The organism is Acidipila sp. EB88 (assembly GCF_003858395.1).
GTDB lineage: Bacteria > Acidobacteriota > Terriglobia > Terriglobales > Acidobacteriaceae > EB88.
This window is the reverse complement of record NZ_QWEV01000005.1, coordinates 2,621,691-2,636,868: the sequence shown is the minus strand read 5'-3', so window position 1 is coordinate 2,636,868 and position 15,178 is coordinate 2,621,691. Positions and strand designations below refer to the sequence as shown.

General features: G+C 63.9%; 12 protein-coding genes. 8 read left to right on the top strand and 4 right to left on the bottom strand.

The window, feature by feature from the left end; genetic code table 11:
* The first annotated feature begins 45 nt into the window (after positions 1–45).
* The 6 genes from ilvD (at position 46) to D1Y84_RS11495 (ending at position 7,580) form a co-directional block, all read left to right on the top strand.
* Positions 46–1,758, top strand: coding sequence for a dihydroxy-acid dehydratase (gene ilvD / locus D1Y84_RS11520; RefSeq protein ID WP_233581355.1), 1,713 nt, complete (start codon positions 46–48; stop codon positions 1,756–1,758).
* A gap of 30 nt (positions 1,759–1,788) precedes the next feature.
* A complete protein-coding gene (gene ilvB / locus D1Y84_RS11515; RefSeq protein ID WP_233581354.1) occupies positions 1,789–3,729 on the top strand; it encodes a biosynthetic-type acetolactate synthase large subunit in 1,941 nt (646 codons plus the stop codon).
* A gap of 29 nt (positions 3,730–3,758) precedes the next feature.
* Positions 3,759–4,349 carry an acetolactate synthase small subunit gene (ilvN, locus tag D1Y84_RS11510; protein WP_124848721.1) on the top strand — a complete coding sequence of 197 codons (591 nt, stop codon included), beginning with the start codon at positions 3,759–3,761 and terminating at the stop codon, positions 4,347–4,349.
* Positions 4,350–4,394: 45 nt separating this feature from the next.
* The gene (ilvC, locus tag D1Y84_RS11505) at positions 4,395–5,456 is read left to right on the top strand and encodes a ketol-acid reductoisomerase (RefSeq protein ID WP_124848719.1); all 1,062 of its coding nucleotides are present in this window, start codon (positions 4,395–4,397) and stop codon (positions 5,454–5,456) included.
* 119 nt (positions 5,457–5,575) lie between these two features.
* Positions 5,576–6,055, top strand: a complete 480-nt coding sequence (locus tag D1Y84_RS11500; protein WP_124848717.1) for a DUF4174 domain-containing protein — start codon at positions 5,576–5,578, stop codon at positions 6,053–6,055.
* 64 nt (positions 6,056–6,119) lie between these two features.
* The gene (locus D1Y84_RS11495; protein ID WP_124848716.1) at positions 6,120–7,580 is read left to right on the top strand and encodes a sensor histidine kinase; all 1,461 of its coding nucleotides are present in this window, start codon (positions 6,120–6,122) and stop codon (positions 7,578–7,580) included.
* A 51-nt stretch (positions 7,581–7,631) separates the two neighbouring features.
* Here the strand turns inward: D1Y84_RS11495 and D1Y84_RS11490 are convergent, their stop codons facing one another.
* The 4 genes from D1Y84_RS11490 to D1Y84_RS11475 all read right to left on the bottom strand — a co-directional run bounded on the left by D1Y84_RS11490 (position 7,632) and on the right by D1Y84_RS11475 (position 13,148).
* Positions 7,632–7,916 (bottom strand): DUF427 domain-containing protein, encoded by a 285-nt coding sequence (locus D1Y84_RS11490; RefSeq protein WP_124848714.1) that lies wholly within the window; start codon positions 7,914–7,916, stop codon positions 7,632–7,634.
* Positions 7,917–7,981: 65 nt separating this feature from the next.
* Positions 7,982–10,906 (bottom strand): type I DNA topoisomerase, encoded by a 2,925-nt coding sequence (gene topA, locus D1Y84_RS11485; protein WP_124848712.1) that lies wholly within the window; start codon positions 10,904–10,906, stop codon positions 7,982–7,984.
* Positions 10,907–11,159: 253 nt separating this feature from the next.
* Complete coding sequence (dprA, locus tag D1Y84_RS11480; protein WP_370245760.1) at positions 11,160–12,062, bottom strand: DNA-processing protein DprA; 903 nt, start codon at positions 12,060–12,062, stop codon at positions 11,160–11,162.
* Positions 12,063–12,761: 699 nt separating this feature from the next.
* Positions 12,762–13,148 (bottom strand): DUF2237 family protein, encoded by a 387-nt coding sequence (locus tag D1Y84_RS11475; RefSeq protein WP_124848711.1) that lies wholly within the window; start codon positions 13,146–13,148, stop codon positions 12,762–12,764.
* Between the two features lie 54 nt (positions 13,149–13,202).
* Here D1Y84_RS11475 and D1Y84_RS11470 point away from each other — a divergent pair, with 54 nt between their 5' ends.
* Both D1Y84_RS11470 and D1Y84_RS11465 read left to right on the top strand, forming a co-directional pair.
* Complete coding sequence (locus D1Y84_RS11470; RefSeq protein ID WP_124848710.1) at positions 13,203–13,688, top strand: hypothetical protein; 486 nt, start codon at positions 13,203–13,205, stop codon at positions 13,686–13,688.
* Positions 13,685–14,611, top strand: coding sequence for a menaquinone biosynthetic enzyme MqnA/MqnD family protein (locus tag D1Y84_RS11465; RefSeq protein WP_233581353.1), 927 nt, complete (start codon positions 13,685–13,687; stop codon positions 14,609–14,611). The genes D1Y84_RS11470 and D1Y84_RS11465 overlap by 4 nt, the downstream gene beginning before the upstream one ends.
* The last annotated feature ends 567 nt before the right edge of the window (positions 14,612–15,178 follow it).

Genomic DNA, 15,178 nt, shown 5'->3' with positions numbered 1-15,178 from the left:
CGGCGCAGCGCGACCTGTAGTGCACCACAAGAAAAGAGAAAACAGTTGAGCACGAACGACAAGCTTCACCAGATCGACCCGGCAAAGCGCAACAGCGCAGTCGTGACTGAAGGACCGAGCCGCGCCGCGGCGCGCTCCTACCTGCGGGGCGTTGGTTTCTCCAAGGAAGACCTGCACAAGCCGATCATCGGCATCGCCAACACCTGGACCGAGATCGGCCCCTGCAACTTTCACCTGCGACAGGTGGCCGAGGCCGTGAAGCAGGGCGTGCGCGACGCCGGCGGCACCCCGATGGAGTTCAACACCGTCACGATTTCGGACGGCATCACCATGGGTACCGAGGGTATGAAGGCGTCGCTGATTTCACGCGAGGTCATCGCCGACTCGATCGAGCTGGTGACGCGTGGCAACTCGTTTGATGGATTGGTCTGCATTGCAGGCTGCGACAAGAACATGCCTGCGGCCATCATGGCGCTGGCTCGGCTTAATATCCCTGGCCTGATGCTGTACGGCGGTTCCATTGCGCCCGGCCTGCTGCCGCAGCCTGACGGCAGCACCAAGGAAATAACAATCCTGAACGTGTTTGAGGCCATTGGCTCGCACGCTGCCGGCAAGATCGACGATGCGCAGCTCGAGGCGGTGGAAGCAGCCGCCTGCCCTGGCGCCGGCGCCTGCGGTGGACAGTTCACGGCGAACACCATGGCCATGGCCGGTGAGTTCCTCGGCATCTCGCCCATGCAGATCACCGGGGTACCGGCGATGAGCAAGGACAAGCACGAGGCTTCGCGCGAGGCGGGACGCCTGGTGATGGAACTCACGCGCAAGCAGATCAAGCCGCGGGACCTGCTCAACCGCCAGGCCATTGAGAATGCAATCACCGCGGTAGCAGCATCGGGCGGCAGCACCAATGCCGTGCTCCACCTGATCGCAATTGCCGATGAGCTGGACATCCCGCTCTCGATGGAGGATTTCGACACCATCAGCGAGAACACGCCCTTCATCTGCGACCTGTCGCCCGGCGGCAAGTACGCGGCCAAGGATTATCAGGAAGCTGGCGGCTCTCGCGTACTGGCTGCACGGCTGGTGGAACGTGGCCTGCTGCACAATCAGCCCACCGTGACTGGCAAAACGCTGCACGAAGAGGCCGCGCTTGTGGAAGAGACAGCTGGCCAGCAGGTGATTCGCCCCTGGGACAACCCGCTCAAGGCGACAGGCGGCCTCGTGATCCTGCGTGGCAACCTTGCGCCCGAGGGCTGCGTGGTCAAGGTGGCGGGCCACGAGCGCGTCTTCCATAAGGGACCGGCGCGCGTGTTTGACTCCGAAGACGCCTGCTTTGAAGCAGTCGAGAACGGGCAGATCAAGCCGGACGATGTGTGCGTGATTCGCTATGAAGGTCCCAAGGGTGGGCCTGGGATGCGTGAGATGCTGGCAGTGACTGCAGCGATCAAGGGCATTCCGGAACTGAGCGAGACCGTAGCGCTGCTGACCGACGGGCGATTCTCAGGCGCGACACGCGGGCTGATGGCCGGCCATGTCGCACCCGAGGCGCAGGTGGGCGGCCCCATTGCTGCAATCCGCGAAGGGGACACGATCCTCTTCGATATCAAGAACCGCACGCTCTCGGTCGATGTGCCGCAGCACGAGATCGACGAGCGGCTCAAGGCATGGAGAGCGCCCGAACCGCGCTACAAGCGCGGCGTCTTCCGCAAGTACGCGGACTCGGTTTCCTCCGCATCCCTTGGAGCGGTCACCAGGTAAGCAGCAGCCAACGCGATACAGGAGCGCACCATGAGCGATCCCAGGCACGACAAGACCGTAGAGAACCAGAAGGCCGAAGCCAGCAAGGCCGAGGCCACCGACAGGGCCGGCGACCAGTTGCCCAACCCGTATCAGGACCCACAGATGGGCCTCAGCACGCACGGCGACGCGCTCGCGGACTACCAGCCATCCACACACCCGGCGGCAGAGGTCGAGCACGCCGTGGAAGCACACCAGCCGATCAGCCTCACGGGAGCCGAGATCGTGTGGGCGACGCTGGAAGGCGAAGGCGTACGCGAGGTGTTCGGCTACCCGGGTGGTGCGATCCTGCCGGTGTACGACGCCCTGCGCAAATTCCCGATCAAGCACATCCTGGTGCGGCACGAGCAGGGCGCCACGCACATGGCCGACGGCTACGCGCGTGCTTCGGGCCGCGTCGGTGTGGCGATTGCCACCAGCGGCCCCGGCGCGACCAACATGGTGACCGGGCTTGCGACCGCGATGCTCGACTCCATCCCGATCGTCTGCATCACGGGCCAGGTTTCAAGCAAGGTGCTTGGCTCGGACGCGTTCCAGGAGGTCGACATCACGGGCGTGACCCTGCCGATCACCAAGCACAACTACCTGGTGACCAAGGCCGAGGACATCGCGCCGGTGCTGCGCGAAGCCTTTGCCGTGGCCCAGGCAGGCCGCCCTGGTCCGGTGCTGGTCGATATCACCAAGGACGCGCAACAGGCGACCGCCTCGTTCGACTTTGCCGCGGCGGCTCCGGCCGCACGCCGTCCCCACCCCATGCTCTCGGCAAGCTATGACTCCATCACTGATGCCGCGACGCTGATCCGCGCGGCCAAACGCCCGGTGATTCTCTCGGGCCACGGCGTGATCAAGGCCAAGGCGACCGAGCAGGTACTCACGCTGAGTGAACGGCTGCAGATCCCGGTCGCGACCACGTTGCTGGGCCTTGGCGGATACCCTGCCTCACACCCGCTCGCGCTGGGCATGATGGGTATGCACGGCGAGTCGTGGGTCAATGACGCCATCCAGAAGTCGGACCTGCTGATCGCGTGCGGCATGCGCTTCGACGACCGCGTGACCGGCACCCTGGCCACCTACGCGCCGCACGCCAAGAAGATCCACATCGAGATCGACCCGGCGGAGATCAACAAGAACGTCAAGGCAGATGTGGCCCTGATCGGCGACCTGCGCGAAGTGCTCGAGCTGCTGCTGCCGCATATTTACCAGAGCAATGCCCCGGCGGAAAGCGCGTGGCTACGGGAGATCAACGAGAGCAAGGGCGAGAGTGCGGTGCGCGACATTCGCAACCTGCCTGACCTCGGCCACCTGTATGCCGCGCACGTGATGCACGATCTGTGGCGCGTGACCGAGGGAAATGCGATCGTCGCGACGGACGTGGGCCAGCACCAGATGTGGGAAGCGCAGTACTACCGGCACGAGCACCCGCGCACGCTGATCACCTCCGGCGGTCTTGGCACCATGGGCTTTGCGCTGCCTGCAGGCATTGGCGCAAAGGTAGCGTGTCCGGATCGCGAAGTGTGGGTCATCGCCGGCGACGGCGGCTTCCAGATGACCGCCTGCGAGCTTTCGACCATCGCGCAGGAGCAGCTCGATATCAACATCGCCGTGATCAACAACGGCTATCTTGGCATGGTGCGCCAGTGGCAGGAGTTCTTCTACGAGAAGAACTATGCCTCTTCCCCGATCCTCAGCCCCGACTTCGTAAAGCTGGCGGAAGCGCACGGCATCGCGGGAGCAACGGTGCGCTCGCGCAGCGAGGTCGATGCGGCCATGACGCAGGCACGCACAACCAGGGGGCCGTTCCTGATCAATTTTCTGGTGGAGAAGGAAGAGTCGGTGTACCCGATGATTCCGGCGGGTGCGGCACTGCACGAGATGATTCGGCGGCCCGCTGCCGGGCCTGATCCGATGCTTGAGAGTTCTGAAGATCTGTAACCGCTGCTGCGCAGAAGAAACGAGAAGCAATGCTGCACACTTTTGTGGCCCTGGTGGAAGACAAGCCGGGCGTACTGAGCCGGGTTTCCCTGCTGTTTCGCAGGCTCAACGTCAACATCTATTCCCTGTCCGTGGGTCGATCGGAGCGCGTCGGCACCTCGCGCATGACGATCATCGCCGAGGCCTCGGCAACGGCGAGCCACCGCATTGCGGCCAGCCTGTACAAGCTCGAGAATGTGATCAGCGTGGAAGATGTAGGAGAGCAGGCGACTGTGAACCGCGAACTCGCGCTGATCAAGGTTGCGGCCACACCGCAAACACGCTCGCACATTTTCGAACTGGTCGAGGTTTTCCGTGCCCGCATCGTGGACCTCGCCAAAGAATCGCTCATGATCGAACTGACCGGGGTGGAGAGCAAGATTGAAGGACTCATCCAGGTGCTTGAAGAGAGTGGCGATGAGGTGCTGGAAGTCGCGCGCACCGGTCGCATGGTGATGCGTCGCGGCAAGCATGGCTCGCGCGTGCTGGGTGCCATGCGACTGGCCGATGCGGGCGATGCGCCGCGCGAACCCGGTACGCTGGACGAGGGCGAACCCACGGAACACCGCTTCAACGATTAACCAAAACCGCAGCCGTTTCATCCACCGAAGGGACACAGAAGAACGATGGCAAAGACATACCATGACAGCGACGCAGACCTCTCGATCATCCAGGGCAAAAAGGTAGCGATTATCGGCTACGGCTCGCAGGGTCATGCCCACGCGCTCAATCTCAAGGACTCGGGTGTGGACGTGCGCATCGGTCTGCGTGAAGGTTCCAAGTCGGCCGACAAGGCACGCAAGAGCGGTCTCGAGGTCGCCTCCGTTGCCGATGCTGCGAAATGGGCCGACGTTGTGATGATCCTGGCGCCGGACGAACTTCAGCGGACCATTTACGCGGAGCACGTCAAGGACAACCTCGAGCCCGGCAACGCGCTGGCTTTTGCTCACGGCTTCAACGTGCGCTTCGGCACCATTGCACCGCCCGCAGGCGTGGACGTGTTCCTGGCAGCGCCGAAGTCCCCGGGGCACCGCGTGCGCGAGGTCTTTACCGAGGGCGGCGGCGTTCCCGGGCTGATCGCTGTCGAGCAGGATGCCACCGGCAATGCGCACGCGCTTGCCCTGAGCTACTCCAAGGGCATCGGCTGCACGCGCGCCGGCGTGCTCGAGACCACGTTCAAGGAAGAAACCGAGACTGACCTCTTCGGTGAGCAGGCAGTGCTCTGCGGCGGCACAGCGGAACTGGTCAAGGCCGGGTTTGAAACGCTGGTCGATGCCGGTTACCAGCCTGAAATCGCTTACTTCGAGTGCCTGCACGAGCTCAAGCTCATCGTCGACCTGATGTATCGCGGCGGACTTGCGTACATGCGCCACTCCATCTCGAACACAGCCGAGTGGGGCGACTACGAGTCGGGCAAGCGCGTGGTGACGCCCGCGGTGCGTGCCGCCATGAAGGACATCCTCACGGACATCCAGAACGGTGAGTTCGCAAGAAAGTTCATCGCGGAGAACGAGGCCGGCAACAAGACGTTCAACGAGATCCGGGCGCGGGAAGCCGTGCACCCGATCGAAACAGTGGGCGCGGAACTGCGCGCGGCCATGCCATTCCTTGATCCGGTCGTGGTCAAGGACGGTACGCCGCAGCCGGCCGCGCACGTGTCCTCACGCGCCGAGACCGCCAAGGCGTAAGCCAGGCGCCGGCAGGCTGCGGAGCGCGTCTCTGCAGCCTGCCTGTGTTGCTCCCGCCGGCGCTGGCTCCCCCAGGACCGCTGCATCCACAACTGCTGCTTGTGCCGTCTCCCTCCTCTATGCGTTTCTGCCTCGTCTCATTGCTGCTCATTTTGCCGCTCGGTGCTGCCCGGGCCCAGGCGCATGCCGGCTGCCCGGAGCATCCGCACAGCCTCGCAGCCATGCAGGGCTGCTACCGTCCGCTGCTCGTGTTCAGCCCTTCTGCCACGGACCCGCGATGGCTCCAACAGGAACGCCTGCTGGACCATGACGCCGACGACATGATGGATCGGGATGTTGTGCTGCTGCCCGTACTTACGAATGCCCGCGGGTACAAACCTCCACTGGACGCGCCGTCTATCACCCTGCCACCACAGGAGCTTGCCATGGTTCGCAAGCGCTTCGGCGTCGCCGCCAGTCGCTTCGTGGTGGTGCTGCTGGGCGAGGATGGCTCCGCGAAACTGCGGGAGAGCAAGCCTGTCTCGACAGACACTTTAAATGGATTGATCGACACCATGCCGACGCGCCGGCAGGAGATGCAGCAGCCACACAGCAACTAGCTGCTTCGTCCGTTCCCTCACCGCCCTCGCACGCTGGCACCAGGAGTACGATGAGCACACGCCTATGAGTACCGCGCCCTACACTCTGGAAGCTTCTCCTGGTTCTGAACCCCTGGTACCGGGCCCACGCGAAGACGTCATCGCTGCGCTGGAGCGGATCACGGCCCTGCAGGGTCTCACCGCGGCCGAGCTTGCATGGTTCGCCGAGCATGGCGTGCAGCGCGTCGCCACGTCGGGGGAAACGCTCTTCCAGGAGGGGCAGGCCGCCGTAGCGATGGTGATGCTGCTGCGTGGCGAGATTCACGTGCGCCGCGAGTATGGCGGGGTGCTTCCGCTGTTTATCGGCCGCTCCGGGCAGCTCACCGGCCTGATTCCTTTTTCGCGCATGAAGACCTATGGCGGCATCGGCTTCGCCGTCGGGGATGTGTGGGCGCTGGTTATTCACAAATCGCTCTTCGACGACATGTTGCGTGCCATCCCGTCCATGGCGCAGCGCTCCGTCAGCGTGCTGCTGGATCGCGTGCGCGAGGTGACCCGGATTGAGCAACAGGCAGAGAAGCTCAACGCGCTTGGCAAACTTGCCGGCAACCTGGCGCACGAGCTGAACAACCCTGCCTCGGCGGCGCAGCGGGCAGCTTCGGGCCTGCTGTCCGAGCTGAGAACCTACGGGCAGCAGAAGTTTGAACTGGGCGCGATCTGTTTGCAGGACTCCGAATTGTCAGCGGTGCGGGCGTGGCAGGACGAGATACGTCATCGGGCCGTACCGGCTGACTCCCTGGCCGTGGCGGAACGGGAAGATACGCTGTCGCGGTGGTTCAGCCAGCACCAGCTTGCCCAGAGCTGGCAGGCCACACCGGACCTGAGCGAGCTTGGAGTGGAGGCGCCGGACCTGGACCGCCTCGACAGCCTGCTGAAGGGCCGCGGCGTGGACGTCGTGCTGCGGCAGTTTGCCTCCGCGCTCCGCGCCGAGCGCATGACCGAGGCCATGGTCGATGCCACGGCACGCATCTTTGACCTGATCCGCGCGGTCAAAGACTACTCCTACATGGACCAGGCGCCGATCCAGGAGATCAGCATTCCGCTGGGGATCGAGAGCACCCTGGCCATGCTGCAGTCACGCCTCAACGGCATCGAAGTCGACCAGCACTATGCCGCCGATCTGCCTACAATCTCGGCCTACGGGTCCGAACTCAACCAGGTATGGATGGCGCTTCTTGAGAATGCGATTGACTCAATCGCCACGCAGAAACAGAAGCAAGGCAGGATCACGGTGCGCGTCACCACTGCGGGACCGCTCTTGCTGACCGAGATCTGGGATAACGGGCCGGGCATCCCCGCCGAGCTGCGGGACCGGGTTTTCGAGCCCTTTTTCACCACGCGACCGCCCGGCGTGAACCTGGGGCTTGGCCTGGACATGGTGCAGCGCGTGGTGCGGAAGCATCGCGGCTACGTACGGGTGCAAAGTGTTCCAGGCGAGACGTGCTTCCAGGTCCGGCTGCCAATCGATCAGCTACAGGCTTACTGAGGCCTACTGAACGACCCGAAAGGGGGAGTTGTCGCTCCCCTTCGTGATGGCTTACTGGTCGACTTCCACGCCCCGCCAGAAGGCGACGTGGTTCTTGATATTGTGTGCTGCGGGCTTGGGATCCGGGTAATACCAAGCGGCATCCTGGTTTTCCTGACCATCAATCAGGAGGGAGTAATAGCGAGCTTGTCCCTTCCAGGGGCAGGTTGAGGTGGTGGTGCTGGGACGGAAGAACTCACGCTTCAGCGCACTCTCGTGGAAATACACATTGCCTTCGACCATCTCGAACTGATCGCCTTCTGCAACTACCTTGCCATTCCAAACTGCACGCGCCATGCTCTTTTGCCTTTCGCCTTGCTTTATCAAATTAGCAGATCAGCAGGGTTTTGCCTGCTGATCTGTCAGACCGCGATCCGCTCCCGTTTTGCCCCGGGCCTTGGTTTGGCGCTCTTCTTTGCCGGGGCTTTTTTTGCAGCAGCCTTGGCCGGCATCACCGTTTTAACCGCGACCGTGGCGGTCGCCGCAACAGCGCCGTCGGCAGAAGGAGCATCGCCGATGCGTTCGGTGAACGAACAGACGATCGGCTCCATTGGCTCATCTGCCACGAGGGAACCCTTTTTGCCTTTGGCCTTCTTCCTGGGAGCTTCCACAACAGCGACCGGGCCGCCTTTCTTGTTGTTGGGGCAGACCAGGTACACGCCTGACTTCAACGTCTTCTCCATCAGGTACGGGCTGTCGCACTCGGGGCAGTGCTGATCAATCGGTTTGTGGTTCGCCGTGAAGTCGCACTTGGGATAGTTGGTGCAGGAGTAGAACATGGTCCCGAAGCGTGACTTCTTCTGCGCGATCTCGCCGTCGGCGCATTTCGGGCAGTGCATCCCGATGGTGTCCTGCTTGATGTACTTGCACTTGGGGTAGGCGGAGCAGGAGACGAACTCGCCGTACTGTCCGCTGCGCAACACCAGCTGCGAGTCGCACTTGGGGCAGTTTTCATCGAGCGGCACGGCCGGCTTCTGCTGCTGCTTCGAGGTGAGACGGCGCACCGTTTTGCAGGCAGGGTCTTCGTTGTAGCCGGTGCAGGCCATGAAGGGGCCGAAGCGGCCATTGCGCAGCACCATCGGGCGGCCACAGGCTTCGCAGAACTCTTCCTTGTCCTCGGCATCGCCTTCGGGCAGGTTGAGGTTGGGCTTGGTGTCGTAGTTCTCCTTGGTGAACGAGCAGGAGCCCTTCACCTTCTTGTCGTAGGCGCTGCAGGCGTAGAAGGTCCCGAACTTGCCCCACTTCATGACCAGGGGCGAGCCGCACAGGTCGCATTTCTGGTCCGTCGGGACCTCCATGCGCTTCAGGTCCTCCATGTGCTCACTGGCGTGCACCAGTTCCTTCTTCAGGTGGCCATAGAAACCCTGCAGCAGCGACGTCCAGGGTTCCTTGCCGGCTTCCACATCATCCAGTTCGGTCTCGAGCCGGGCGGTGTACTGCGTGTCGAAGATGTAAGGGAAGTTCTTCACCAGCAACTCGGCGACCACGGTGCCGATCTCGGTGGGAATAAAGCCGCCGTTCTTCTTGCCGCCGACCTTCTGGACGTATTCGCGCTCCTGGATGGTGTTGATGATCGCCGCATAGGTCGATGGGCGACCGATGCCCCGCTCTTCAAGCACCTTGACCAGCGAGGCTTCGGAGTAGCGTGCGGGTGGCTCGGTGAACTTCTGCACCGTGTCCACGGCGGAGCGCACCTTGAGCGGATCGGTGCTCTCACGCGGGGCCTCGCCGAGCTCGGCCAGCATCGCGCCGAGAGTCGAGTCCTCCAGATCCTGGTCTTCAGCACGCGCCTCGATCTTGGCTTTGCGCATCTCGTACTGCCGCCGCGCATCTGCAAGCCGCGTTTCCCGTTGTTTCAGCGCGGCCGCCTCAAGGGCCTCGGCCGGGGCGAGCACGAGTTCCTGCTTCTCGTTAAGCGCGGGCAGCTTCTGCTCCTCGTCGCCATCTTCCGTGTCCTCGTAGACCTTGAGGAAGCCGTCGAACTTGAGCACAGAGCCGCTGAGGCGATAGTTATACACGTGGCTGGACGGCTTGACCGCGTGGGCATCGATCTCCACCGTGGTCACGTCGAACACTGCCGGCATCATCTGCGAAGCAATGAAACGCTGCCAGATCAACCGATACAGGCGGTACTCGGCATCGCTGAGGTACTTTCGCAGCGAGTCCGGGTTCATTTCCGGGTGGGTGGGGCGGATGGCCTCATGGGCATCCTGCGCATCCTTCTTGCTCTTGAAGCTGTTGGGCTTCTCCGGCAGGTACTGCTCGCCGAGCTCCTGGCCGATCCATGCACGGGTTTCCGTGATGGCGTCAGGCGAGACGCGCGTCGAGTCGGTACGCATGTAGGTGATAAGGCCGATCGTGTCAGGCTGACCGTCCTTGTCCTTGCCAAGCTCTACACCCTCATAGAGGCGCTGGGCCAGGCCCATGGTCTGCTTGACCCCGAAGCCGAGCTTGCCGGCGGCATCCTGCTGCAGCTTGCTGGTCGTGAAAGGGGCAGGCGCGTTGCGCTTGCGCTCCTTCTTCTCGACCGTACGCACGGTCCAGCGAGCAGTGGTTGCACCTGCAACCGCCGCCCGGGCGGCATCGCCATTCGGCAGGGCCGGCTGGCTGACCGTGTCGACGGAGATGCGCTCCCCATCAATGCCGACCAGGCGTGCGGTGAACAGCTCGGAGGCCTTGGCTGGCGATTGCAACACGGCATCAACGGTCCAGTGTTCCACGGGCTTGAAAGCCTTGATCTCGCTTTCGCGTTCCACGATGAGGCGTACGGCGACGGTCTGCACGCGCCCCGCAGAGAGTCCACGACGCACCTTGTCCCACAGGAGCGGTGAGATCTGATACCCCACAATGCGGTCCAGCACGCGGCGGGTCTGCTGCGCGTCCACGAGGTTCACGTTGACCTTGCGCGCGTTGTCAAATGCAGCCAGCACGGCCTTGGGGGTGATCTCGTTGAAGGTGACGCGCTGAATATCGGCGGTGCCGATACCGCGCAGCTCTTCCTCAAGGTGCGCGGCAATGGCTTCGCCTTCGCGGTCAGGGTCAGGCGCCAGATAGATGTGATCCATCTTGCGGGCGAGCTTCTTGAGGTGGTCGACCACCTTTTCCTTGCCCGGGATCACGATGAGGTCTGGCCGGAACGAGCCGCCGTCCAGGTCCACGCCGATCTTGGACTTCGGCAGGTCCTTGATGTGACCGAGAGAGGCTTCGACGATAAAGTCGCTGCCCAAATACTTGTTGATTGTCTTGGCCTTTGCGGGCGATTCGACAATCACGAGAGATTTACCCATTGTTTCCTTCTTTACCTGCCGCGGCGAATGGGCGGCCATACCGAAATCTAATGGAAGCTACCACGCGGCTCACCTTTGGGGCCAGCAGCGGCAGCAACGCGGATGGGGAAAAGAGTTCCCGAAAGTCGCAGGCAATCGTGAAAAGACCGTTGGAACGATCCTGATTGCCTGTCTGGATAGCTAAAGATGCAGGCACACGTGGAAAAGTCGCACGGCCGCCCTATTCTGCAATGAATTCAAGATGACCTTGTGGTTAAAAGGCCCGGACGTAGTGCTTGCCGGGCAGCGCTTTGACCTTGCCCGCCAGTTCAAGCTCGAACAGCGCGGTGAACACCTCGGAGGAGGAGAACTCGCCTTCGAGCTTCTCCATGATCTCGTCCAACTGGAGCGATTCATCATGATGTAGGACGGAGATTACCCGGGATTCGGTAGGCGGCAGCCCGTGATCTTCAAACAGGGTGGCGGCGGTACCGGCCGGCTCGGGGGCGTAGCCGGGCAGCGTTGCTTCCAGCTCGACGCGCACCTGGGTCGGCAGATCCTCCCATACATCCTCCCAGGTAGCCACCAGCTTGGCGCCCTGCTTGATCAGCGTATTAGGACCCCAGGAGTTCTTGTTGGTGACGTTGCCGGGCACAGCGTACACGTCGCGGTTCTGCTCCAGGGCACAGCGCGCGGTCACTCGCGAGCCCGAGTATTCGGCGGCCTCGATCACCAGAACCCCGATGCTCAAGGCACTGAGAATGCGGTTGCGCTTGGGGAAGTTGGGCGGAGCCGGGTAGGTGCCGAGGGGCTGCTCGGTAGCGATGCAGCCGCCGGTAGCGAGGATCTGCTCGGCCAGTGCCTTGTTTTCCTTGGGATAAATGACGTCGATGCCGGTACCCCAGATCGCAACCGTGGGCTTGTTGCTGGCAATGGCGCCGCGGTGCGCAAAGGCATCGATGCCGCGCGCCATGCCGCTCATGATGATGAGGTTGCGACTGGCCAGATCGCGCGAGAGCAGCTCGGCCATGCCAGAGCCGTACGGGCTGGGTTGCCGCGTGCCCACGACCGCGATGCCGTGGCCGGAGAGCAGTTCGGCGTTGCCGCGAATCCAGAGCACAGGCGGCGGGTCGTAGATCTCGCGCAGACGCTCGGGTAATGCTCGTCGCCGAAGCAAAGGAAGCCGGCACCCATGGCGCGCAGGCGCTCGGCCTCCTCGTTCGCGGCCCGCCAGGCGTGGCCATCGGCGATGTGCTGCACGGCGGGCGCGGGGAAGCGCTGCGCTTCCAGCGCGGTCAGCGGCAGCCGAGCCACCTGCAGCGCCGAACCGACCCGCTCCACGGCCTGCAGGATGCGACGCGGGCCGAGCTGCGGGGTGAGCACCAGTGCGAGCCAGGCAAGCCGTTCCGGATCTTCCGCGGCTGGCGTGCCGGCGGGGAGGACGACCTGGGGCGGGGGCAGCGGGGCGAACGACTTTGTTGCCGGCACGGGAACCTCGCAGGGGCAGCCGCGCGCAGACCGGTGGTTGCGTCCGGGGGCGATGCCAAGCAGGAATGGTGGAGAGACTTGCCCGGAGCGTACGTGGCCGCAGGCGGGTGGGCAAGGTGCCAAAGGTACCGGCTGAAGGCAGGCGGTGGACGGACTGGAGGCGAGCGGGTGCCGGGATGGGTTATGAGCGGAGACGCTATGGGCGGGCTGGATGCGAAGGGGCGCCTTGACTGGAGGAGACGCAGTCGACAGGGCGTGGGCGTGAGCCAGGACGCGGGTGCGCGGAGAAGCGGTTCGATGGGGCGCACAGTTCTGGATGGGCCAGGCGGGGTGCTTGAGCAGCGGCGGGCGCTGCTCAAAGTGGACTTAGCGATGCGCCAGCGCGATATCAGCCCTGGACCATCTCGCGGTCCAGGGCGTACTGCAGCAGCACCTCGAGCGGCACGGACTGCAGGGCGGCTTCGTGGGTCGCGGCGAGCACGATCGGCGGGGCCACACCACCGCGCTGTGCCTCGACCCAGCGGCTGACGCAAAGGCACCAGGGGTCGCCCGGCTGCAGCCCGGGGAAGCCAGGGCGGGGGGTGGAAAGGTCATTGCCCCGGCTCTTCGAGAACAGCAGAAATTCCTGCGTCACGACCGCGCATACCACGTGGGAGCCGGCGTCATCGGGCCCCGTATCGCAGCAGCCATTGCGGTAAAAGCCGGTGACCGGATCGCGGCCGCAGGTTTCCAGCCGTCCCCCTAATACGTTGCGTGCCTCTTCATTGGTTCCCATCGCACTCACCTCTCTGCTGGTCGGCTCGGCTACAGTGTCTCAAGGGACACTCCAATGCCTGCCATCTTTTCTTTGCCACCCACCAAAACGCTTGACCAGATGAACCGCCTTGGTGATATGGGCCGGTTCCCTGCCATTGTGCATGCGGGCGCGACGTTGAACGTGCTGTTGACGATCGCCTTCACACTGGTTGTGTTTGCCCACTACGGCGCCCTGCCCTGGGCGCTGCCTTTGTGGGTTGCACTGGTGCTTGCTCTTAATCTGATGCCGGTCCTGGCCCTGCGTGCTGTGGGCTGGCGCGCGGGCGAGGCGTATCCCGCAATCGAGCAGATGCAGTTCGTGGGCGACCAGCATCGTTTCCCGGACTGGGTGTACCTGGCGGCCTCGGCGGACATGGCGTTCTGGATCGCGCTGGCCTGGGCCGCGTACGCGGTGGCGCCGCCGCTGTGGGCGCTGCTGGGCGTGCAGCTGCTGGCGCTGGTGTGTACGTTTGCGCCGGTCTGGCTGCGCCTGCTGGGACGCGGCGGCGGCGCGCAGTGACGCCACTGTTGCGCATGGCGGCGATTGACTTTTTGAACCCGGCCCCGCTGATGTGGAACTTTGAACATGCCCCCGAAGCCGAAGAGCTGGCGGAGCGGTACGCGGTGGAGAAGATGACCCCGGCGGCCTGTGCCGCAGCGCTGGCGCAAGGCGAAGCGGACCTGGGGTTGATCCCCGTGGGGGCCTACGCCACGCTGCCGGGGCTGCTGGTGGTGCCGGGCTGTGCGATTGCCTCGCGCGGCGCGATCCGCTCGCTGCTGCTGGTGATTCGCGGCGATAGCGAGGCACTGACGGGGCAGGCAACAGGGCAGGAGGCTGATCTCGAAGGGCCTTCAGCGCGGGAGCTGGCGCGCATCCGGACGGTGGCGCTGGACACCTCGTCCCGGACCTCGGCGCTGTACACGCAGGTCCTGTTCCGGCGCTTCTGGGGGCATGCTCCCATGTTTGTGAGCCGGGCACCGCAACTGGACGCGATGCTGGCGGGCGCGGACGCGGCGCTGCTGATCGGCGACCCGGCGCTACACGCCCTGCGGGACCGCCAGGCGCGCATGGAGCGGACCGGCGAGCACCTGCGCTACCTGGACCTGGGTCACTTGTGGCAGGTGGCGACCGGGACGCGCTGGGTGTCGGCGTTCTGGGCCGTTCGGGACGCGGGCCTGCGGGGTATGCGGGCCGGGGAACGAGCGCAGATCCAGATCGACCTGGAGCGCTCGCGCGACGCGGGGCTGGCGCATGTGCCGGAGCTGGTGGAGGAGTGGGCGCCGCGGCTGGGGCTTGATCGCGCCATCGTCGGAACCTACCTGCGGCACAACATTCATTACCACCTGGATGCCGAGGCGATTGCCGGGGTGGAGCGATTTCTGCACGAGGCGCACGCACTGCGGCTGATCCCGGCACCGCCGAAGCTTGCATTTCTGGGCTGAAAACAGGTGCACAAAGCGGTGCGAAACGCGTGCGTTGCGCAAAAAGCGAATTTATATTTATGCAGCGATTTCGAGAATGACGCATAACTATGCACGAAATAACGCGCTATTTGCAAAATCCAATTCCGCGGAATGCATATTTATGCGTGTCACATCGTTTACGGTGCATGTGAGAGGATGTCGCCTGCGCACAGTGGTGGTGGGCTGATCCCTGCCAGGTGCCCGGTTTGCAGCAGAAGTGCTGTGACCGTCCTGAACGGCACGGCTGCAAGCTGGCGGATGCTGACGCAACGTACGGGCCGATGAGGCACCCGGGCGGGTTGCGACACCTGGACATTTGCAGCAGGGTCGAGGGCGGAGTAAGTGGCGGCCGAGAGTAGCCAGAGCGGCGGGTGCCTGGGCCGGACAGGCGCTGGGCGGGCGAGTCACTCAACGGAAGCAGGCGACTGGGCCGGGCGGGTCGCTAGACGAAGCAGCGTCAAAGCGAGGCCGGTATCTCGGCGCGGGCCATTTCGGGAGCCATGTATGCGAGTGGGGATCGCGGAGCATGAAAAGGAATTTGGCCGC

Coding starts and splice junctions, on each gene's coding strand:
- D1Y84_RS11490 (WP_124848714.1), bottom strand. CDS start 7,916: ATGGCGCGTGCAGTTTGGAATGGCAAGGTAGTTGCAGAAGGCGATCAG.
- D1Y84_RS11475 (WP_124848711.1), bottom strand. CDS start 13,148: ATGGGAACCAATGAAGAGGCACGCAACGTATTAGGGGGACGGCTGGAA.
- ilvN (WP_124848721.1), top strand. CDS start 3,759: ATGCTGCACACTTTTGTGGCCCTGGTGGAAGACAAGCCGGGCGTACTG.
- ilvC (WP_124848719.1), top strand. CDS start 4,395: ATGGCAAAGACATACCATGACAGCGACGCAGACCTCTCGATCATCCAG.
- D1Y84_RS11470 (WP_124848710.1), top strand. CDS start 13,203: ATGCCTGCCATCTTTTCTTTGCCACCCACCAAAACGCTTGACCAGATG.
- topA (WP_124848712.1), bottom strand. CDS start 10,906: ATGGGTAAATCTCTCGTGATTGTCGAATCGCCCGCAAAGGCCAAGACA.
- D1Y84_RS11500 (WP_124848717.1), top strand. CDS start 5,576: ATGCGTTTCTGCCTCGTCTCATTGCTGCTCATTTTGCCGCTCGGTGCT.
- D1Y84_RS11495 (WP_124848716.1), top strand. CDS start 6,120: ATGAGTACCGCGCCCTACACTCTGGAAGCTTCTCCTGGTTCTGAACCC.
- ilvB (WP_233581354.1), top strand. CDS start 1,789: ATGAGCGATCCCAGGCACGACAAGACCGTAGAGAACCAGAAGGCCGAA.